The sequence below is a fragment of the Sphingomonas sp. KC8 genome (genome assembly GCF_002151445.1).
Taxonomy (GTDB): Bacteria; Pseudomonadota; Alphaproteobacteria; order Sphingomonadales; family Sphingomonadaceae; genus Sphingomonas_E.
Window position 1 is genome coordinate 3,814,611 of record NZ_CP016306.1, and the last position, 19,272, is coordinate 3,833,882.

20 protein-coding genes are annotated in these 19,272 nt (G+C 61.9%); 7 read left to right on the forward strand and 13 right to left on the reverse strand.

What is annotated here, in order from left to right; genetic code table 11:
* Positions 1 to 311 precede the first annotated feature (311 nt).
* Both KC8_RS18210 and KC8_RS18215 read left to right on the forward strand, forming a co-directional pair.
* Positions 312 to 3,548, forward strand: a complete 3,237-nt coding sequence (locus KC8_RS18210) for a TonB-dependent receptor domain-containing protein (RefSeq protein WP_010126781.1) — start codon at positions 312 to 314, stop codon at positions 3,546 to 3,548.
* 175 nt (positions 3,549 to 3,723) lie between these two features.
* Positions 3,724 to 4,248 (forward strand): hypothetical protein, encoded by a 525-nt coding sequence (locus tag KC8_RS18215; protein WP_138956729.1) that lies wholly within the window; start codon positions 3,724 to 3,726, stop codon positions 4,246 to 4,248.
* Positions 4,249 to 4,619: 371 nt separating this feature from the next.
* Here the strand turns inward: KC8_RS18215 and KC8_RS18220 are convergent, their stop codons facing one another.
* The 3 genes from KC8_RS18220 to KC8_RS18230 form a co-directional block, all read right to left on the reverse strand.
* Positions 4,620 to 4,943 (reverse strand): hypothetical protein, encoded by a 324-nt coding sequence (locus KC8_RS18220; RefSeq protein ID WP_010126783.1) that lies wholly within the window; start codon positions 4,941 to 4,943, stop codon positions 4,620 to 4,622.
* A gap of 57 nt (positions 4,944 to 5,000) precedes the next feature.
* A complete protein-coding gene (locus tag KC8_RS18225; protein WP_010126784.1) occupies positions 5,001 to 5,246 on the reverse strand; it encodes a hypothetical protein in 246 nt (81 codons plus the stop codon).
* A gap of 141 nt (positions 5,247 to 5,387) precedes the next feature.
* The gene (locus KC8_RS18230) at positions 5,388 to 6,302 is read right to left on the reverse strand and encodes an MlaA family lipoprotein (RefSeq protein ID WP_010126786.1); all 915 of its coding nucleotides are present in this window, start codon (positions 6,300 to 6,302) and stop codon (positions 5,388 to 5,390) included.
* Between the two features lie 109 nt (positions 6,303 to 6,411).
* Between KC8_RS18230 and KC8_RS18235 the strand changes: the two genes are divergently transcribed.
* The 4 genes from KC8_RS18235 to metH all read left to right on the forward strand — a co-directional run bounded on the left by KC8_RS18235 (position 6,412) and on the right by metH (position 12,094).
* The gene (locus KC8_RS18235) at positions 6,412 to 7,374 is read left to right on the forward strand and encodes an ArsR/SmtB family transcription factor (RefSeq protein ID WP_029624707.1); all 963 of its coding nucleotides are present in this window, start codon (positions 6,412 to 6,414) and stop codon (positions 7,372 to 7,374) included.
* Entirely contained in the window at positions 7,371 to 8,312 is a 942-nt protein-coding gene (gene metF / locus KC8_RS18240; RefSeq protein ID WP_029624708.1) for a methylenetetrahydrofolate reductase, read from the forward strand. The genes KC8_RS18235 and metF overlap by 4 nt, the downstream gene beginning before the upstream one ends.
* A complete protein-coding gene (locus KC8_RS18245) occupies positions 8,309 to 9,355 on the forward strand; it encodes a homocysteine S-methyltransferase family protein (protein ID WP_010126789.1) in 1,047 nt (348 codons plus the stop codon). The genes metF and KC8_RS18245 overlap by 4 nt, the downstream gene beginning before the upstream one ends.
* Positions 9,356 to 9,463: 108 nt before the next feature.
* Positions 9,464 to 12,094 (forward strand): methionine synthase, encoded by a 2,631-nt coding sequence (gene metH, locus KC8_RS18250; protein WP_010126790.1) that lies wholly within the window; start codon positions 9,464 to 9,466, stop codon positions 12,092 to 12,094.
* An 8-nt stretch (positions 12,095 to 12,102) separates the two neighbouring features.
* On the opposite strand, the gene KC8_RS18255 is transcribed toward metH, so the two are convergent.
* The gene (locus KC8_RS18255; protein ID WP_192807712.1) at positions 12,103 to 13,029 is read right to left on the reverse strand and encodes a diacylglycerol kinase family protein; all 927 of its coding nucleotides are present in this window, start codon (positions 13,027 to 13,029) and stop codon (positions 12,103 to 12,105) included.
* Between the two features lie 80 nt (positions 13,030 to 13,109).
* Here KC8_RS18255 and KC8_RS18260 point away from each other — a divergent pair, with 80 nt between their 5' ends.
* Positions 13,110 to 13,604 carry a nuclear transport factor 2 family protein gene (locus tag KC8_RS18260; RefSeq protein ID WP_010126792.1) on the forward strand — a complete coding sequence of 165 codons (495 nt, stop codon included), beginning with the start codon at positions 13,110 to 13,112 and terminating at the stop codon, positions 13,602 to 13,604.
* Positions 13,605 to 13,664: 60 nt separating this feature from the next.
* Here KC8_RS18260 and KC8_RS18265 read toward each other — a convergent pair whose 3' ends face one another.
* The 9 genes from KC8_RS18265 to KC8_RS18300 all read right to left on the reverse strand — a co-directional run bounded on the left by KC8_RS18265 (position 13,665) and on the right by KC8_RS18300 (position 19,236).
* A complete protein-coding gene (locus tag KC8_RS18265) occupies positions 13,665 to 13,880 on the reverse strand; it encodes a hypothetical protein (protein ID WP_029624711.1) in 216 nt (71 codons plus the stop codon).
* 451 nt (positions 13,881 to 14,331) lie between these two features.
* Positions 14,332 to 14,601 carry a translation initiation factor IF-1 gene (infA, locus tag KC8_RS18270; protein ID WP_010126794.1) on the reverse strand — a complete coding sequence of 90 codons (270 nt, stop codon included), beginning with the start codon at positions 14,599 to 14,601 and terminating at the stop codon, positions 14,332 to 14,334.
* Between the two features lie 5 nt (positions 14,602 to 14,606).
* Complete coding sequence (locus KC8_RS18275; RefSeq protein ID WP_010126796.1) at positions 14,607 to 14,813, reverse strand: cold-shock protein; 207 nt, start codon at positions 14,811 to 14,813, stop codon at positions 14,607 to 14,609.
* Positions 14,814 to 14,961: 148 nt separating this feature from the next.
* Positions 14,962 to 15,537, reverse strand: a complete 576-nt coding sequence (locus KC8_RS18280; RefSeq protein WP_010126798.1) for a hypothetical protein — start codon at positions 15,535 to 15,537, stop codon at positions 14,962 to 14,964.
* Positions 15,538 to 15,610: 73 nt separating this feature from the next.
* Positions 15,611 to 16,567, reverse strand: a complete 957-nt coding sequence (locus KC8_RS18285; protein WP_010126799.1) for an EAL domain-containing protein — start codon at positions 16,565 to 16,567, stop codon at positions 15,611 to 15,613.
* Positions 16,568 to 16,641: 74 nt separating this feature from the next.
* Entirely contained in the window at positions 16,642 to 17,004 is a 363-nt protein-coding gene (locus tag KC8_RS20405; RefSeq protein WP_010126800.1) for a hypothetical protein, read from the reverse strand.
* Entirely contained in the window at positions 16,959 to 18,029 is a 1,071-nt protein-coding gene (locus KC8_RS20410; RefSeq protein WP_232455570.1) for a helix-turn-helix domain-containing protein, read from the reverse strand. The genes KC8_RS20405 and KC8_RS20410 overlap by 46 nt, the downstream gene beginning before the upstream one ends.
* Positions 18,030 to 18,137: 108 nt before the next feature.
* Complete coding sequence (locus KC8_RS18295) at positions 18,138 to 18,872, reverse strand: RES family NAD+ phosphorylase (RefSeq protein ID WP_010126802.1); 735 nt, start codon at positions 18,870 to 18,872, stop codon at positions 18,138 to 18,140.
* The gene (locus KC8_RS18300) at positions 18,859 to 19,236 is read right to left on the reverse strand and encodes an MbcA/ParS/Xre antitoxin family protein (RefSeq protein ID WP_138956732.1); all 378 of its coding nucleotides are present in this window, start codon (positions 19,234 to 19,236) and stop codon (positions 18,859 to 18,861) included. The genes KC8_RS18295 and KC8_RS18300 overlap by 14 nt, the downstream gene beginning before the upstream one ends.
* Positions 19,237 to 19,272: the final 36 nt, after the last annotated feature.

A 19,272-nucleotide genomic window follows, 5' to 3' on the forward strand; every position in this document is an offset into this window, starting at 1 on the left:
CAGCTGAGACGGATGGCCTTGCGATAACGCCCACCATGCACGCTGCGATTGCCTCCATAATCGTTGAATCTGGCTGTTGTCCGGTCGGTGCGGACACGGCACCAATATCCGGCCTGGATCCATTGCAAATAATGGATTTTGAACGATAATCAGGCTTGAATGGGTATTGCCGAAATTATTTCGAAAATTTTTCCGCTTTGAACTGAGGTGATCGTGCACGGCTGCGTCCCTGTAGGCAACGGATCGCAAATGGAATGCGGACGTCCCTGATGGGGAATCATCGGGTGAGAATAAAATTGGAGGGGATTTTAATGGTCCGGTACCGTGCAAAGTCGATCCGTGCTCTGTTGCTGGCGGGGGCCGCGCTGGCTGTTTCCGTGCCGCTTCAAGGCGCGATTGCGGCAGAATCGCGCACTTATGCGATTGCTCCGCAGGATCTGGGCGACGCGATCAGGAAGTTTGCATTGGATACCGGGCGCGATGTCGCGTTCGATCCTGCGGCGGTAGCCGGCAAGAAGACGCGCGGCGTGACGGGCCAGCGTACCGAAGAAGGCGCGCTGCGGGCGTTGCTGGAAGGTACCGGGATGCGCTTCATGCGCACTGGCAACGGTTATGGCATTGTCGCGGGCCAGCGACCGGAATCGGCCCTGGATCCGGAAGCTGTGAACGAGGACATCATCGTCACCGCACAAAAGCGCGAGGAAAAGATCCAGGACGTGCCGATCGCGATCACCGCGGTTACGGGCAAGGCGCTGGATAACAAGAAGATCGAAAGCGGCGGCGATCTGATGCGCACCGCGCCGAATCTCAACTTCACCAAGACCTTTTCGAGCATGTACAACATCACGATCCGCGGGGTCGGCACGAAGGCGCTGAACTCGTCGAGCGATCCGGGTGTTGCGGTGGCGTTCAACAACACGCCGCTGGTGCGCAATCGCCTGTTCGAACAGGAATTTTTCGATCTCGCCCGAATCGAGGTGCTGCGCGGGCCGCAGGGGACGCTATATGGCCGCAACGCTACGGGTGGCGTGCTCAACGTGATCCCCGAATTGCCGAGCACCGAAGGCTTTTCGGGCATGATCCGTGGGGAAACCGGCAGCTACAGCACGCGCCGCCTGTCCGGCATGCTCAACGTGCCGCTGACGGATACGCTGGCAATTCGTGGCGGCGCATCGATGACGAAGCGTTCCGGATTCGATTATAACGAATTCACCAAGCGGAACGTGAACGGACGTGATCTGTGGTCGACACGGCTTTCGGCGAAATGGGATCCGGGCAGCAATTTCAGCGCCAATCTCATCTGGGAGCATTTCAACGAGGATGATGATCGTGCGCGCAGCGGCAAGGCGCTGTGCACGCCCGATCCGGGGCCGGCGATGGTGGGTAACACGCCGGTTCCGACGCGGCAGCCGGGTGGGCCGGATTTGCGGGCGCGGATGAGCCAGGGCTGTCTGCCCGGTTCACTCTATGATGACGCGGCATACGGCATTCCCAATCCCGGCGAAATGGCGGCGATTGCGTTGCTCCAGGGAAGTGCGGTGGCGGGTTTTACACCCACACCTGTTCGGCCTGTCTATATCATCAAGCCGGGCAACCCTTATGAAGGGATTGTGCAGTCGCGCGATCCGCGGCGCATCTCCACGGTTGTCGATCCCGTTTTCCGCGCGAAGAATGATGTTGTGCAGTTCAATATGGAACTGGGCGTCGCCGATGGGGTGAAGCTGGTTTCGCAAACCGCCTATAGCCGCGATCGCTGGTATTCTTCGCAGGATTATAATCGCTTTGCATCCAATCCCGTATTCGCGGATTCGATTGGCCTGGCCGATGTTTTTGGCAATCCTTATGCGGATGATGGTCCAACGCCCGGGGGCATTTATTTTGATCCGCAGCTTGGCCCGTCCGATCGTATTCTGGGCGTGGACCTCAATCGTACACGCACACGCCAGTGGAGCCAGGAAATCCGCCTGCAATCCGATCTGGATGGCCCGATCAATTTTAATGCCGGCGTCAATTATCTCGATTTCAAGACGACCGACGATTATTATGCGTTCAGCAACATATTCAACCTTGCTGCCGAACGGATTCTTTCACCGCAGATAGGCGGGTCTCTGACCCCGCCAACGCGCGAGATCGGGCCGTGCCCGCCGCGGCCGCGTGAACCGGGCGAAGCCCCGTGTGTCTATATCGATCGAAACCCGATCGGGCAGACGGACGATCTGGGCCATAATTACTTCCTGAGCCGCAACAATGTGCGTACCAAATCGCTGGGTATTTTTGGTGAGGCCTATTTTGATCTTCAGGATAATCTGAAACTTACCGCTGGCCTGCGCTATACGCGGGACAAGAAATATCAGTCGCAAATTCCCAGCCAGTTGCTTTTGTCATCGAGTCCGTTCACCGGCGGCACGGTCGATTATGGCTATCCGGCACTGGCCGACATCAATCAGAAATGGGGCAGGCTGACCGGTCGGATCGTGCTCGATTGGAAACCGGAAATTTCTTTCACCGATGCCACATTGCTCTACGCATCGGCATCGCGCGGATATAAGGGCGGTGGCGCCAATCCCCCGCGGGTCGATTTCGATCCGGTTACTGTCCAGTATCTCCCGCTGTCGCCGACCTATCGGCCGGAATCTTTGAATGCGTTCGAAATCGGCGCCAAGAACACCTTATTTGGCGGCAAACTGTTGCTGAATGCGACAGCCTTTTTCTATGATTATAAGGACTATCAGATCTCGCAGGTCTCTGACCGCATCACCTTCACCGAAAACTTCCCCGCGCAAAGCTGGGGGCTGGAATTGGAAGGGGTGTGGCAGCCGTCACGCGCGTTCCGCCTCGATGCCAATCTTGGCTATCTCCAGACCCGCGTGAAAAAGGGCGGCAGTTCGGTCGATACGATGGATCGCACCGACGGCAATCCGGACTGGCAGGTCCTGCGTCCCTGGCTGCAGGCGCCGTCTAACTGTATTGCACCGACCAAGCATGTTGAAGCCATCCTGAATTCCCCTCTCCCGGATGATTTCAAGCAATCAGGCCTGGCGGCGCTATGCCCCGGCGTGAATGGGGTCGGAACATTCGATCCGTCCAACACCACCGGGCTGTTTCCTTTCTATGCCATATTCGGGTTCGAATATCGGCCGACGACCGAAGCGCCCAATGGCGGGCGGGGTTTCTCGAAAGATGTGTCGGGCAACGATCTGCCCAATTCCCCGCACCTGACCTTTAACATCGGTGCGCAATACACATTGTTCATCGATGATGGTGATTGGGAACTGACTGGCCGGGCTGATTATTACCGGCAATCGTCCAGCTATGCCCGGGTTTATGCTTCCCCGATCGACAAAATGAAGGGCTGGGGTAATCTTAACCTGTCGCTGACCCTGGCGCGCCCTGCCGATGATCTGGCGTTCCAGTTTTACGTCAAGAACGTGACAAACAATCAGGCCATCACGGATGTTTTCATATCCGCCGATGATATCGGCCTTCCGGCCAATACATTCTATAATGATCCGCGGATTATTGGCTTTAATGTTTCTAAGAAATTCTGATTTAATGAAGTTTAATGTCCATTATGGATGTTTAATTTTTGATTAATCGTAAATTTATGTTGATTAGAGAAAATGTTATTTATAAGTAATAACAGTGCAAATCCGGAACAACTTAAAGATAATCATCCGGGTTTGCACGGGAGGTAAATAACCACCCACTCTTAAGGAGAGTATGATGTTCAAGGCATTCTCGACTGTTGTCAGCGCACTCGCTCTTGTCAGCATGGGCGGCGTCGCCAACGCATCCATGGTGCGGCCCGCCGGAAATACCACCTTCAGCGGGACGATTCTCGCCACGGTGGCGGGCACCACGCTGACCTGCACCGGCAACCTGACGCTCAATGCGTCGCCCAATAATGCCGGCGACAGCCATGGCGCTTTTTCGCATACCGATATTCCGACCGGTACGCTGAAGGTGACGGCGTTCACCCTGTCGGGCACCGGCTGCGGCCTGGCGACTCTGACGGGCCTGCCCTACACCGTGGCGGTGGGTACGACTTCAGCGGGTGGCGTTACCCCGCTGACGATCACCGGTCTGACCGCGTCGACCTTCATTCCGGGTGTCAGCTGCAGCGGCAATGTTTCCGGATCGTGGAACAACGGGACGCAGGTCCTGACGATTCCGACGCAGACGATCGGCTTCTGCAACTTTGGCGGCACGCTTGCCCCGACGTCGGGTACGTTCACCATCACCAACTGATCTGCGGATCATCGCCAACAAGTGCCCGGGTGCCGCAAGGTGCCCGGGTATTTGCCGTTTCAATGGTGGGTGCGATGCGCGCCGATCGTCTCTGCGCTGTCGTGTGATGCTGGGGGTGTTGTGGGCACGGCCCAGCTATCATGTTCCAGCCCGTGGTGAAGTGCGGCGCTGTTGCCATGGTCGCGACGTGTGTGGCGTAGGCGGGCGTAGGTGACGGGGCGCGGCCGCTATGGCCGGGCTGCCTTGGCGGGATGGGGCCGGCCGATCGAGCCGCGATATCGTTCGCAGTATCCCGGCTGTGAACAACTGGCGTCGCGATACCGGCGCAGGGTTTATGGCGGGGGAGTTCGGCCACGGGTGGCCCGGGTGCTTCAGTCAGCGTTGCCCGGTGCGTTACCTGTGTGATCCATGCTTTCGCTGTCGGTGATCGCGCCATCGGCCGCGACGAGGCCGTCGTCGGCGATATCCTCCGTCTCGGTGCTGATGTTGGCGATGGCATTGGCGGCCTGTTCCTGGTCGCTGTTGGGATCGGGCTGTGCGCCGCAGGCTGCCAGTGCGGCGATCGCGGCCAGTAACAACGCCCTTGATGCCGGCATCGTGAAGGTCTCCGGGATCGTGATGTGTCCCATCTTAACGGGATAAGGGTGCACGCAAAGGGTGTGAATCGTGCGCAAAAGAAAAGGGCCGCGTTCCATTGGAACACGACCCCAATCCTGATTGCCTGCGTGCCGAGAACGGCGCGCAGAGCCCGATCACATCGCGTTGGTCGCGGCGTTCTCGACGGCGCCCGTCGCGTTTTCAGCGGTCGCGTTCACGTCAGCAACCGCGTTATCGACGGCGGCGTTGATGTCGGCAACGGCTTCTTCAGCGGTCGCGTTGATGTCGGCGACAACAGCGTTGGCGTCGGCTTCGTTGGCGACAGCCGGCTGCTCCTTGGAGCAGGCGCCGAGGCCCAGCGTAGCAACAGCGGCGAGCGAGAGAACAACGATCTTCTTCATGGGCTAAACCCTCCAGGTAGCAATAGCTGATGGATGCGTGGACGCCGCTTAATCAATGATCAGGCGTGTTTCCCCCGAAACCAGCGACGCCCCCTTTATCGGGTTCAAACGCGGCACGCAATCTCTCTTGTTCCGGTAGACTCAGGATTGTGGTTCAGGTGCGACCAGTTGAGTCTGTGGGTCGACGGGTGGCTGATCGGCGGCACTCGGTTCGTCGTTCGAAGGCGTCGGTTCGGCGTCAGGCGACGTTGGATCCGCGGATTCGGGCGGCGGCGCGCTGGTTTCGCCGGCTTCCTCGTCCAGTTCCTTGAGTGCGGCGTCGATGTCGCCGCTGCTGGCGTCACCGGTGGTAAGATCCTGATCGGCGATTTCGGCCGCGCGGCGCTGGAAAAATGCTGAACGCGCAGTGGCGTAGGAATCGAGGCTGGTGTCGAGCAGGGTATCCGCCCCCGAATCCGTAAGATCGGCGCGCGCGCTGACAATGTAGACGGCATTGGGGATGAGGCGTTCGACGGCCGACAGGTTGGTGCATTCGCGTAGGCAGACATTGAAGGGATCGGCGACGAAGCCGACGCCCGTGCCGATGCCGTCGCGGATGGTGGACGGGCCGAGCAGCGGGAGGACGAGATAGGTGCTGCTTTTGACGCCCCATGTCGCCAGCGTTTGCCCGAAATCTTCGCGCGCCGGCTTGATGCCCAGGCCGGTGGCATGATCGGCAAGGCCGCCGACGCCGATCGTGGTGTTGACGACGAAGCGGCCGAGATTGTTTGCCGCCCGGCCCGGCTTGCCCTGCAGCAGGTTGTTCACGAACGACCAGGGTTCGGACAGATTGTCGAAGATGCGCAGGATACCGCGACGCAGCGGTTGTGGGGTTACCGTGCGGTAGACCGATGTGATCGGTTTCAGCGCGATCTTGTCCACACCCCGATTGAAGCCCCAGACGGCCCGGTTGAAGCCTTCCAGCGGATCCCGTTCTGCCCCCGGCGCGGAGGTGGGCGTAGTTGCGCAGCCGGCAAGCAGCGCGGCGGCGGCAATGGACGGAAAAACGCGCATCATAAGGACCTTTTACAGCGATTCTTATCCCCCGCGGAGGCGGTGCCATAGGGGCGGGAAGCCGACAAGCTGCTTGACCCATATAAAGATATCTTTATATCCGTAATCCACCATGAGACGCATGCTCGACATTTTCCGTGCGCTGGCCGATCCGACCCGGCTGCGCATCATCGCGTTGTTACGTGCGATGGAACTGTCGGTGGGCGAGTTGGCACAGGTGCTCGGCCAGAGCCAGCCCCGCGTTTCGCGCCATGTGAAGATCCTTGCCGATGCCGGGCTGGCGGATCGCCGCAAGGAAGGCAGCTGGGTGTTTCTCACCTTGGGCGATGAACGGCGCATCGGGCCGTTGCTGGCGGCGGTGGATGCCTGGGCGGAGCAGGAACCTGGCGATCATTGGGCGGTGGCCGATATTGCGCGGCTGGCGGCGGTGCGTGCCGATCGCGCGGCCGCGGCGGAGGATTATTTCGCTGGTCACGCCGATGAATGGGATGCGATTCGATCGCTCCACGTTGCCGAAAGCGCGGTGGAGGCGGCGATATTGCGACAATTGGGTGCGGCGCCGGTGGGCCGGCTGGTGGATATCGGCACGGGCACTGGCCGGATGATCGAACTGGTCGGCCGCGAGGCAGCGAGCATGCTGGGTGTCGATCGCAGCCCGGAAATGCTGCGTCTGGCCCGCGCAAAGCTGGCCGAGGCAGGGCTGGAGCGGGCCGAATTGCGGCAGGGCGACATGTATGCCCTTCCGCTGGCGAGCGGATCGGCGGATACGGTGATCGTGCATCAGGTGCTGCATTATGCGCATCAGCCGGCGGCGGCGATCGCGGAGGCGGCGCGGTTGCTGGCGGACGATGGCCGGTTGCTGATCGTCGATTTCGATCGGCACGAGAAGGAAGAGCTGCGGACCCGCGACGCGCATGTCCGCCTGGGCTTTGATGATGAACAAATGGCCGGCTGGTTCGCCGCTGCGGGGCTGGAACAGCCGGCGGTCGAGCGGCTCGACGGCGGCGAACTGACAGTGAAATTATGGCTGGGGCGCCGGGCGCCCGCGGCCCGTGAAGAAGGACTTGCGGCATGAGTGTTTCAATCGCCCAGATGGAGGAAGCCCGCCGCGCGCTGGATGCGCCGCTGTTCGCCGACCTCGCTGGCGACTGCCAGGTTTCGTTCGAATTCTTCCCGCCAAAGACGGCGAAGATGGAAGAAACCCTGTGGAGCGCGATCGAAACGCTGGCGCCGCTTGGGCCTCGCTTCGTATCCGTCACCTATGGCGCGGGTGGGTCGACCCGCGAACGTACCCACGCGACGGTCGCCCGTATCGCCCGCGAAACCAGCATTCCGGCGGCGGCGCATTTGACCTGTGTCGATGCCAGCCGCGACGAGATTCTGGATGTTGCGCGCGAATATTGGGCGGCCGGCGTGCGCCATATCGTAGCGCTGCGGGGCGATCCCCCGCGTGAGGGCGAGGCGTTCCAACCGCATCCCGATGGGTTCGAAAATGCCGCCGCGCTGGTGGCGGGGCTGAAATCGGTCGCGCCGTTTGAAATCTCGGTCGCGGCCTATCCCGAATGCCATCCGGATTCGGTGGACGTGGCCGCCGATCTCGACAATCTGAAGCGCAAGATCGATGCCGGCGCGAACCGGGCGATCAGCCAGTTCTTCTTTTCGCCCGAGGCGTTCTTCCGGTTCCGCGATGCGGTGGCGGCGGCGGGCATCGATGCCGAAATCGTTCCCGGTATCCTGCCCGTGTCGAACGTCGCCCAGACGCGCAAGTTCGCCGCGATGTGCGGGGCGGCGATCCCGCCCTGGATGGACCGTTTGTTCGAAGGGCTGGACGATCGCCCCGCTGCCCGCCAGCTCGTTGCTGCGACGATCGCAGCGGAAATGTGCCGCAAGCTTTATGCCGGCGGCGTCCGCCATTTCCACTTCTACACCTTGAACCGCGCGGAGCTGAGCTACGCGATCTGTCATTTGCTGGGGCTGCGCCCCACCAGCCAATCCCGGGAGAAGGCCGCATGAACGCCGCCGATCGTTTCCGCGCCGAAGCCGCCAAGCGCATCCTGCTGACCGATGGTGCTTTTGGGACAATGATCCAGGGCTATCGCCTGACTGAGGAGGATTATCGCGGTGGCCTCGACCTGGGGTTCGACCAGAAGGGCAATAATGATCTGCTGGTGATCACCCGTCCGCATGTCATTGCCGAGATTACCGAGGCGTATCTGGATGCCGGATCGGATATGGTGTCGACCAACACCTTCAACGCCAACCGGATCAGCCAGGCTGATTATGGCGCGGAACATCTGGTGCGCGACATGAATATCGCCGCCGCCCAGATCGCGCGCGATGCGGCGCGAGCAGCGGAAGCCAAAGACGGTCGGCCGCGTTTCGTGGCCGGCGCGCTCGGCCCGACGAACAAGACGCTGTCGCTGTCGCCCGACGTGAACGATCCCGGCTATCGCGCGATCGAGTTCGACGAACTGAAGGACGTCTATCGCGACCAGATCGACGCGCTGCTCGACGGCGGTGTCGATTTCATCCTGATCGAAACGATCTTCGATACGCTGAACGCCAAGGCCGGGATCATGGCCGCGCTTGAGGCGGGCACGGCGCGTGGTGCGGACGTGCCGCTGATGATCAGCTTCACCGTGACCGACATGTCGGGCCGCAACCTGTCCGGCCATTCGATCGAGGCGTTCTGGGCGACGGTGCGCCATGCCAGGCCGCTGACGATCGGGCTGAACTGTTCGTTCGGCGCGCCGCAACTGCGCCCGCACGTCGCGGCGCTGTCGGCGATCGCGGATACGCTGGTGATGGTCTATCCCAATGCCGGCCTGCCCAACGATCTTGGCCAATATGATGAGGAGCCGGAGACGACCGGCGGCTTCATCCGCGAATGGGCCGATACCGGGCTGATCAATGTGATCGGCGGCTGCTGTGGCACGACACCCCAGCATATCGCGGCGATGCGCCACGCGGTGCATGGTGCTGCGCCGCGCCCGATAGCGCATCCGCCGGTGCGCACCGTGCTTGCCGGGTTGGAGCCGATGATTCTGGCGGCGTGATGTTGGATTGACGTCATCCCGGCGAAAGCGGGGATATCGTTTGTTTGCCTGGTCTGGAAACGGCTGGGAGATCCCGGTTTCCGCTGGGATGACGAATAGGAAGTAATAGTGGCAACCGCAGCGATCACCCCCGACGACGCCCCCGCGCAGGCCAGCGCCACCTTCGTCAATATCGGCGAACGCACCAACGTCACCGGATCGGCGGCGTTCAAGAAGCTCATCATGGGCGGCGATTACACCCGGGCGGTCGAGGTCGCGCGCCAGCAGGTGGAAAATGGCGCGCAGATCATCGACGTCAACATGGATGAAGGGCTGCTCGACGCCGAAGTGGCGATGACCACCTTCCTCAAGCTGATCGCGGCCGAACCCGATATCGCCCGCGTGCCGATCATGATCGACAGTTCCAAATGGAGCGTGATCGAAGCCGGGCTGAAATGCGTGTCGGGCAAGCCGATCGTCAATTCGATCAGCATGAAGGAAGGCGAGGCCGAATTTCTCGCCCATGCGCGCAAAGTGATGGCCTACGGCGCCGCCGTCGTCGTCATGGCGTTCGACGAGGTGGGGCAGGCCGATACGCAGGCGCGCAAGATCGAGATTTGCGAACGCGCCTACAAGCTGCTCACCGGCATCGGCTTTCCGCCCGAAGACATTATTTTCGATCCCAATATCTTCGCGGTGGCGACGGGGATCGAGGAGCATAATAATTACGGTGTCGATTTCATCGAAGCGACGCGCGAGATCCGCAAACGCTGCCCGCACGTCCACATTTCGGGCGGGCTTTCGAATCTGAGCTTCAGCTTCCGCGGGAACGAACCGGTGCGCCGCGCGATGCACTCGATCTTCCTGTACCACGCGATCCCGGCCGGCATGGACATGGGCATCGTCAATGCCGGCCAGCTCGACGTCTATGATACGATCGACCCGGAATTGCGCGACGCGTGCGAGGATGTGATCCTCAACCGCCATCCCGACGCCACCGAAAAGCTGATCACGATCGCCGAACGCTTCAAGGGCACCGATGCGGCGGCCGAAAAGGCGGCCGAGGAATGGCGTGGCTGGCCGGTGGTCAAGCGGCTGGAACATGCGCTGGTCAAGGGCATCGACGCGCATGTCGTGGATGATACCGAAGAAGCGCGCCAGATGTTCGCCCGGCCGATCGAGGTGATCGAAGGCCCGCTGATGGACGGCATGAACGTCGTTGGCGATCTGTTCGGATCGGGCAAGATGTTCCTGCCGCAGGTGGTGAAATCCGCCCGCGTGATGAAGAAGGCGGTCGCCCATCTGCTGCCGTTCATCGAAGCGCAGAAGGAAGCCGGTGCCCGTGCCAAGGGCCGGATCGTGATGGCGACCGTGAAGGGCGACGTCCACGATATCGGCAAGAACATCGTCGGCGTCGTGCTGCAGTGCAACGGTTATGAGGTGATCGACCTTGGTGTGATGGTGCCGTGGATGACGATCCTGCAATCCGCGCAGGACAATGACGCCGATATCATCGGCCTGTCGGGCCTGATCACCCCGTCGCTCGATGAAATGGTGACGGTGGCGGCCGAAATGCAGCGTGCGGGCATGGAAATGCCGCTGCTGATCGGCGGGGCGACGACGTCGAAGGTGCATACTGCGCTGCGCATCGCGCCGGCTTATGACGGGCCGGTGGTGCATGTGCTGGACGCCAGCCGCGCGGTGGGGGTTGCATCGACCTTGATGTCCGACACGCAGCGCGATGCCTTCGTCGAAAAGACGGCGGCCGATTACGAAGCCGTGCGGATCGCGCGGGCCAATAAGGGACATAGCGAACTGGCCACTTTGGCCGAAGCACGCGCCAATGCGTTCGTGGCCGATATGAGCCAGAAGGCGCCTGCACCGAAACAGCCGGGCACGCATGTCTTCCCCGATTGGTCGCTGGCTGATCTGCGCGACTATATCGACTGGACGCCTTTCTTCCGCGCGTGGGAATTGGCGGGCAATTATCCCGCGATCCTCGACGATGCGGTGGTGGGCGAAAGCGCGCGCAACCTGTTCGCCGATGCGCAGGCGATGCTCGACACGATCATCGCGGAAAAATGGCTGACGGCCAAGGGCGTCGCCGCTTTGTGGCCGTGCCGGCGCGAAGGCGACGATGTCGTCATCGAAACCGACAATGGCGACGTGCGGATGCCGTTCCTGCGCCAGCAGATCAAGAAGCGCGAAGGCCGCGCCAATATGTGCCTGGCCGATTTCATCGATCCGGCGGGCGACTGGATCGGCGGCTTTGCGGTCACCGCCGGCCACGGGATTGAGGAGCATCTCGCCCGGTTCAAGGCGGATCATGACGATTACCGTGATATCCTGCTGAAGGCGCTGGCCGATCGTCTGGCCGAGGCCTTTGCCGAACGGCTGCACCAGCATGTCCGCACCGAATTGTGGGGCTATGCCGAGGGCGAACAACTGACCAACGACGCGCTGATCCGCGAACAATATCGCGGTATCCGCCCGGCGCCCGGCTATCCGGCGTGCCCGGACCATAGCGAAAAGCCGATTCTGTTCGATCTGTTGCAGGCCAGTGATCGCACCGGCATCACGCTGACCGAAAGTTTCGCGATGTGGCCGACGGCGGCGGTGTCGGGCTTCTATTTCGGCCACCCCGACAGCGAATATTTCGGCGTTGCGCGCATCGGTCGCGATCAGCTGGAGGAGTATGCCGAACGGCGCGGCGCAGATCTGGAGACGGCGGAACGCTGGTTGCGGCCGAACCTCGATTAGGGGCGCGTTTAAACAGGTTGGGGCGCTGCCACCTCGATCGCGCCTTCGGCGACGCGCGCCATCACCGGGGTTTTCGCCAGCACTTCGCCATCGATCGAAATGGCCAGCGGCGGATCGGTGGCGATGCGCAGCGCGCGGCCGTGAAATTCGCGGGTCGTGTGGTGGCGGGCAGGCAGGCGCAGCAGGCTGGTGAGCCAACTCCAGCCGAGATAGGATCGTGCCTTGCCGACAACGGCCTGGACGATGATTTCGCCGCTGTCGACGCTGGCGGCGTCCACCAGTTCGGTGCCGCCGTGGAATCCGCCATTGGCGATGCGCACTTCCAGCGCGTCGATCGTTTCGGCCGTGTCGCCTTCGCCCACGGTCAGCTTGAACGGTTTGAAGCGGGCCAGCATCAGCAGCGCCCAACTGAGATAGCCGACCCGGCCTGCCCATGCCTTCAGGCCATGCGGTACGGTTTCACCGATCAGCGGCGATAGCCCGATCGCGGCGCAATTGGCGAAATAATCATCGTCGATCATGCCGAGATCGATCCGGCGCCGTTGCCCGCCTGCGATCACAGCCATCGCGCCGTCCAGGTCGAGCGGGATGCCCATCGTCCGCGCGAAGCTGTTGGCCGTGCCCAGCGGGAGCAACGCGAACACGCAATTCCGCCCGACGAAGAAATCGACGGATGAGGACAGCGAGCCATCGCCACCGCCGACGATCACCATCGGCGCGCCGGATGCCACCGCATCGCGGATGGTGGGGGCAAGCAGGCGCGGCTTGCGAACCGCGTGTGCGCTGATGATTTCGATCCCATGCGCACGCAGCCCTTCGACCGCACGGCGGAAGAGCTTGCGGCCCTTGCGCGACTTCGCGTTGACAACAAGAATTGCGGAGCGGGGGAGGGGTGTTGTTTCGATCACGCGGCGAGAACGCACGAGAACGGCCATCGACGCAAGCGCGAATCCAGTCGCGGCTTGCCGGTCGTGCGCCGTCCCCATAGCTTCCTCCAAATGGCATGGAGGAGGGCATGATGGCGGGTGTTGCGGATGATGTGATTGCGATCCAGCAGGTGCTGGCGCGTTATGTGATCGCGGTCGATACGCGCACGCCGGAATTGCTGCGCGATTGCTTCACGGCCGATGCGGTGCTGCGTCTCAGTGGCATGCCGCAATTGACGGTTGATGCCTATGTGGCGATCGCGGGCGATGCGCTGCCGAAGCTGGATGCCACGCTCCACCATCTGGGCCTGCCGGCGATCAGGGTGGAGGACGATCGGGCCTGGTCGCGCTGCTATTTCATGGCCAATCATGTGCGCAATGCGCTGGCACCGGCCCCGACCGGGCTGATGATCGGCGGCTGGTATGATGATGAACTGGTGCGCACGGACGCCGGCTGGCGGATTGCGCAGCGCATCGGTACCGCAATGTGGGCGGAAGGCAATTCGGCGGTGATCGAAGGGGCGGATTATCCCCTGGGCGCTACCCCGCGTGGGCCGGGGCACGCGGCGCCGGGCTGGCTCTGATGCGCGATTTCCCCGCCGGATATGTTCTTCCGGCGGGACGAAACCGGGCCAATCCGGTGATCAGCCCGCGGTCATGACGGCCGCAGGCGTGTGCGCGGCTTTTTCTGCGGCCAGCGTATCGCGCATGGTTTCGCCACGCGCGATCCGGTCTGCCATCACCATCCAGGCTTCCGCCGCGCGCTGATAACGATCGCGGACATTGCCCAGCGTCGCCCGTTCGGCGTCGCGGGTGCATTCGGCGGCACGGGCCAGGTAAAACTCACTCGCGGTCGACATGATGATGTCCTCCTGAATGGTGGGTCGGCAAGCGATGCTTGCCGAAATCATGGTCAGCCGAGCATTTCGGCGACGATCCGGCGCAACTCGCGTCGGGACAGGGTGGCGGACAGCCGCTGGGCTGGTCGCGGCCGGGCGGATTCGCGCCGGCTGATCGGAAAAGAGGAATGAACTGGTTTGTCGTTACGTTCGATATGAAGTTGCATAATATCCTGGGTGCGCGGATTTTCCGGCGCACGATTGTGCTGATAAGGCGCGAACTGTTCGCGCGGATCAAATTCAGAGGGAATGGACCGCCGGGGCGGTGCTTCCGATTTTGGTGAAAACCGGCGTGTCGCATTTGATATGCGACACGCGAGTGGCCTTCAGGCGGATCCCGTTCGTACGGACCGTCTGGCTATGAGGGCTAATATTTCCCGTCCCTGGCCGTTTCCGGCCGACGGGAAAATGATTAGCGCCGGTTGCCGCGACGCGGGCCGCCGCCGCCCGGGCCTGCGCCCGGAGTGCGTTCGCGGAAGATGATGCGGCCCTTTTCGAGATCGTAGGGCGTCATCTCCACCTGAACACGATCGCCCACGACGGATCGGATGCGGTGTCGCCGCATCCTGCCCGCCGTATAGGCGATGATCTTGTGATCATTCTCCAGCAGCACGCGAAAGCGGCCGTCGGGGAGAATTTCGTCTATCAGGCCGTCGAGGGTAAGGAGATCCTCCTTAGCCATCAGGTTCAGGCCGGCTGAAGGTTCACGGCGGACGTCTTGCCGCGACGATCGGTTTCCAGTTCGTAGCTCACGCGCTGGTCCTTGTTGAGCGTCGGCATGCCGGCGCGCTCGACCGCGGTGATGTGGACGAAGCTGTCGCCCGAGCCGTCTTCATTGGCGATGAAGCCATAACCCTTGTCGATATTGAAGAATTTTACGGTGCCGATGGCCATGGGGAGATTCCTTTCACGAAATCAGGATTTCCGCAGACAATGGTCTGCAGAGCCAGGAAGCGTGGAATGGAAGGATCGGCTATCAGAGCGTCAAATTCCGTCGCAGGCGACGTTAGCGGAGCCTATATGGCTTATGCGCAGAAAAATATCAATGGCGATACAGATGTCTTGTCGTCGCGACGGCCAGATCATGGGCAACACGATCGTAAAATCGGCATACGCGCGCCAGGTCGATTGGTAAAATATCAAGTGGTTCGCCGATGGCGACAGTCAAGCCCGGCGCAAATTCACTGGCATTGCTGGGCGGCCATCCGGCCGTCATCTGGCGATCATGCCGCCGATCACCGCGCCGGACGATGCCGATGCAGTGGAACAGGCAATCGCGCGACCGGCCAATGGCCCGCAGCCGGCCATGGTCGGGGCTGGGCAGTCCCATCAGCGCGCGGATCAGGCGCAGTTTGTTCGCCGTGTTGCGCTGGCCGGCAAAGCGGGCCGGGTCGATCGCGACCGGCGCGATCAGCCGCGCCACTTCATCGATCATGACATTGAGAAAGCGATCCAGTTCGCGCAGTCCGTTGCCGATCACCTTGGCGCGCAACTGGCCGGTGATCGGTCGTGGCGATGCCGGCATCGCGCCGTGCAGCCCGCCGCCAAGGAATGCGGCCGCTTCGATGAGTGTGGCGTGAGCCTTGGTCAGCCCGATGCTGGGTGGCGGTATCGGCATGCAGGCTCCGGTAGCTTGGGCCCTTGCCTAGCGATATTGCGCGAGAAAGCGAGTCTGCGCGCAGATGGGGGGATCAGCCGACGGCGCGTGCGCGTGGGGCGGATTGTTCCGCTTGCGCGATGTGAACCAGTGCGTCTGCCGCCGGCATCGGCCGGCCGTACATGAACCCTTGGCCGTAGGCACAGCCAAGCTGGTCCATCGTTCCGGCCTGTTCGGCCGTTTCGATCCCTTCGGCGGTGATGGGCATGCCGAGGCCGCCGCCAAGATCCACGATCGCCCGCATGATCGTGTCGCCGGCTGACGTGCCAAGTGCCTGCGTGAACGATCGATCGATCTTGAGCCGGTCGAACTGCAATTCGCGCAGGTGGTGCAGGCTCGAATAGCCCGTACCGAAATCGTCCAGCGCAACCTTGATACCCGCATTGCGCAGCGAGGTGATCGTCCGGCGTGCAGCGGCAACATTGGCGATCAGCGCGCTTTCGGTGATTTCGACGATCAGCCGGCCGGGGGCGAGGCCATTGGCATACAGGATCTGCAGCAGCCGCAACGAAAGTTCGGAATCGCATATCTGTAACGGCGATACGTTGATTGATAGCGTCAGGTGCGGTGGCCAGCGGCGTATGTCGCCGCATGCCTGGCGAAGCAGGGCAAAACACAGATCGTTGATCGCCCCTGTATCTTCCGCGATCGGGATGAAAATGTCAGGATCGATGATCCCGCGGTGCGGGTGCCGCCACCGCGCGAGGCTTTCGAAGCCGACCAGTTCATTCGTGCCCAGTGCCAGAATGGGCTGGTAATAAGGGACGATTTCATCTTCCGAAATGCCCCGGCGCAGATCGGCTTCCAGTTGCGCGCGATCATGCGGTTCATAATCCGGCGCGGGCAGGGCCGGTACGGTTTCGGCATCTCCATCTGCCCGGCCAAGCCGGTGGAGGCCCGCGCCCGCATGGATCAGCGCGGCGCCGGCGGCCAGTGCCGCCCGTCTGGCGATGCCGGTCCAGATCGATCGTGCCCCGCCGGGTGCGCGCATGTCAGCATCCTGCCAATGATTTCTTCACACTTATTATAGGATGTTAACCGGATTGCGCGGCATGGCTACCGATATCACTCGAAAATTGCGCCGATCACGGTGGCGACATCGGCGGGGTCGATATCGTCGATCGTCATTTCGCGGTTGGGATGTTCGCTGTAACCGATCATGCGGCCGTCGCGGCCAAAAGTGACCATCAGCAACCGCAGGCCAGCCCCTTCGCGGACCACCGCCAGCCCGCCGGACGAAGGAAAACGATCGGGATCGACGATCACCGTCGCCCGGCCGGGAAGGCCGGGGCCTAGCGTGGGCCGGCATACCCGCAGGCCATAAGCGTTCGGCCCGGCGATGCGCGGCGCTTCGACAGTTTCCCCGGTGGGGGTGCGTGCGATCAGGCCATCGCCCAGCGGTGCGCCGAATATCGGAACAAGGCGCACCGTGGCGCTGTCCGCAGCCTGGATCGCGGCCAGCAGCGGCGATGGCGGATTGGTGGCGGCATCATGCGGCAGCACCACGTCGACCGGGCGCAGCGGCGGCGGGGTTCGGGTGGCCGGGCGATCGCGCGCGGCCCGGATCGGCTTGCCGGATACCGCTTCGCGCAGGGCGGCCACCTTGGCGCGCGTCTTGGCAATGCGAAGCCGGGGGTGGCAACCATATCGATATGTTCAGCCAGCGCCCCGCTGGCATGGACCTGAAGGATATGATCCCGCAAGGCAGCGACATCGGCAACGCCAAACACCCGGCAGAGCGCGTGGAGCGTGGCATCATTCCATCTGTCGAGCGTCTTATAGGCGTTTTCGATCCGCGACAGGATTACAGGAGGGATGCCATAATCGCTCTCCAGGGCCGCGATCGACAAGGCTGCGTCCATATCGCGCCGGACACGTAATGCGGCCGCCAGCAGCACCGCCAGGCGATCTTCGGCCGCGTCGAATGCCGCCGGGTCCTGCAATTCTGCGGCCCATTGGGCGATATCGAACGTCGGATCGTCGATATCGATCAACAATTGATGCGGCTTCATGCGCACCGCGCGGGCGATCGTCACCAATTCCTCGGGCTTGGCGAAGATTTCGCCGCGTTCGACCTTCGACAGGCGAATATATGGAATTTCGGGGATGGTCCGCGAAAGGCCAAGCAATTTGGCTATGCCGCTTGCTTTGCGGGCCTCGCGCACATTGTTGGGGAATACGATGGATCGATAGCGGTCAATAACCGGTTCATCCGCGGCAGGGCGAGCTGCCGGACGCTGCTTGACGCGTGAATCTTTATTATTTTCAATATCTCGATCGGGCGAAGATGTGGCTGTCCGTTTCATGTGGAAAGCCCCCCCGCTTACCGATGTCTTATTGATTGCGACGCCATTAACTAAAGGGCATAGCGTCGCGGGCATCGGTAAGTCAAATATTATGGGATGGGTGGTCAGGACGATATCCTGATCAAACCGCGCAAAATCGTGCGCCATGGCATGGCTGGTCGCGGGCGATAATGTAAACCATTGTACATCAACGCTAAGCGGCAGCCTTCCGGTCGGTCCCTGTGTGGCTGCTACGGTGCCGGTCGTCGGTTGCGCTCAGGGTGCGGTGATGCCGAAATCGGCGAAGGTGAAGCTGTAGCGCGTGTCCGACGGGAAGGCCGCAAAGGTGGTGAGGACGCCATCTTCATATCGGAAATGCCATGTTGTCTCGATGTTCGGCGCGGGCGCTGCGAATCCGGTCGGATCGAACAGTGCCAGGTTTCGCCTGCGGCCGGGATCGCGCACCGACGTGTAGACCAGCCCTTGCGCCCCGATCTGGCGGGCCTGCGTCGCCAGTTGCTGGCAGGCGGCATAGTCGACAGGATCGTTCCACCGCGCTGCATGTGCCAGCCAGCGTGTGTCCGTCAGGTCGATCGCGCGCGCCAGATTGACCGGCACGGTAAAGGCGGAATGTTCGACGACAGTGGTGGGTGGGGTGAAGCCGGGCGAGCGCGAAAAGAAGAGCAGCCGCCAATAGGCCGTTTCCGCCAACGCCGTGGCGATATGTTCGGAGGCATAGAAAATGCCGGGGCGTTCATGCGCCCTGCGGAAGCGCGACGCGGTGGTGTGGCCATAGCGGAACGGGGTGCCGAGCAGATAATGCAGGCCGCGTGCGACCGCCGGCATCGTGGGTTTCACCGCGTCGACCAGATCTTCGAGCAGCGCCTGATCCTCGGCGGATGCGGCCAGCCGGTTGGTGGATATGCGATGTTGCGCCTCCACCAATCGCCAGACGGTGCCGGCATATGGCGCAAAATCGGACGGTTGCGGCGTCGCGTCAGACGCGGGCACGAAAATCGTCTACATAATGTGCGACTTCGCCCAGCCCCCTGACCGATCGGATCAAATCGATCGGCCGTCCGTCCAGGTCGATATTGTTGTTGCGCAGCCAGGATATGGATGCGGCGTCGTCGCTGCCCATCAGGGCATCCAGCCCGCGAAACAGGCGGACCAGATATTGGCCGAGTTCGAATGCCTTGCTGGTGCGATCAAGTTGAAAGCTGCCCGCGCGCAACCGTGAAGCCGTGGCTGGCGACAGGCCAAGGATCGCGCCGAGCTGTTCGTTGGTGAGTTTCCAGCAGCCAGCGACGCGGGACACCGCTTCCGAAAGCACCCGGCTTTCGGGCAGTGGGGCGATCGTGCGGGGTAGGGGCATCGTCATTCCTCAGAATGATATGTGTTGATATCAATC

Excerpts from the sequence above, each read along its gene's own strand:
- KC8_RS18210 (WP_010126781.1), top strand. The coding sequence starts at position 312 with ATGGTCCGGTACCGTGCAAAGTCGATCCGTGCTCTGTTGCTGGCGGGG.
- KC8_RS18215 (WP_138956729.1), top strand. The coding sequence starts at position 3,724 with ATGTTCAAGGCATTCTCGACTGTTGTCAGCGCACTCGCTCTTGTCAGC.
- KC8_RS18220 (WP_010126783.1), bottom strand. The coding sequence starts at position 4,943 with ATGGAACGCGGCCCTTTTCTTTTGCGCACGATTCACACCCTTTGCGTG.
- KC8_RS18225 (WP_010126784.1), bottom strand. The coding sequence starts at position 5,246 with ATGAAGAAGATCGTTGTTCTCTCGCTCGCCGCTGTTGCTACGCTGGGC.
- KC8_RS18230 (WP_010126786.1), bottom strand. The coding sequence starts at position 6,302 with ATGATGCGCGTTTTTCCGTCCATTGCCGCCGCCGCGCTGCTTGCCGGC.
- KC8_RS18235 (WP_029624707.1), top strand. The coding sequence starts at position 6,412 with ATGAGACGCATGCTCGACATTTTCCGTGCGCTGGCCGATCCGACCCGG.
- metF (WP_029624708.1), top strand. The coding sequence starts at position 7,371 with ATGAGTGTTTCAATCGCCCAGATGGAGGAAGCCCGCCGCGCGCTGGAT.
- KC8_RS18245 (WP_010126789.1), top strand. The coding sequence starts at position 8,309 with ATGAACGCCGCCGATCGTTTCCGCGCCGAAGCCGCCAAGCGCATCCTG.
- KC8_RS18255 (WP_192807712.1), bottom strand. The coding sequence starts at position 13,029 with ATGGCCGTTCTCGTGCGTTCTCGCCGCGTGATCGAAACAACACCCCTC.
- KC8_RS18260 (WP_010126792.1), top strand. The coding sequence starts at position 13,110 with ATGATGGCGGGTGTTGCGGATGATGTGATTGCGATCCAGCAGGTGCTG.
- KC8_RS18265 (WP_029624711.1), bottom strand. The coding sequence starts at position 13,880 with ATGTCGACCGCGAGTGAGTTTTACCTGGCCCGTGCCGCCGAATGCACC.
- infA (WP_010126794.1), bottom strand. The coding sequence starts at position 14,601 with ATGGCTAAGGAGGATCTCCTTACCCTCGACGGCCTGATAGACGAAATT.
- KC8_RS18275 (WP_010126796.1), bottom strand. The coding sequence starts at position 14,813 with ATGGCCATCGGCACCGTAAAATTCTTCAATATCGACAAGGGTTATGGC.
- KC8_RS18280 (WP_010126798.1), bottom strand. The coding sequence starts at position 15,537 with ATGCCGATACCGCCACCCAGCATCGGGCTGACCAAGGCTCACGCCACA.
- KC8_RS18285 (WP_010126799.1), bottom strand. The coding sequence starts at position 16,567 with ATGCGCGCACCCGGCGGGGCACGATCGATCTGGACCGGCATCGCCAGA.
- KC8_RS20410 (WP_232455570.1), bottom strand. The coding sequence starts at position 18,029 with ATGGCGCACGATTTTGCGCGGTTTGATCAGGATATCGTCCTGACCACC.
- KC8_RS18300 (WP_138956732.1), bottom strand. The coding sequence starts at position 19,236 with ATGCCCCTACCCCGCACGATCGCCCCACTGCCCGAAAGCCGGGTGCTT.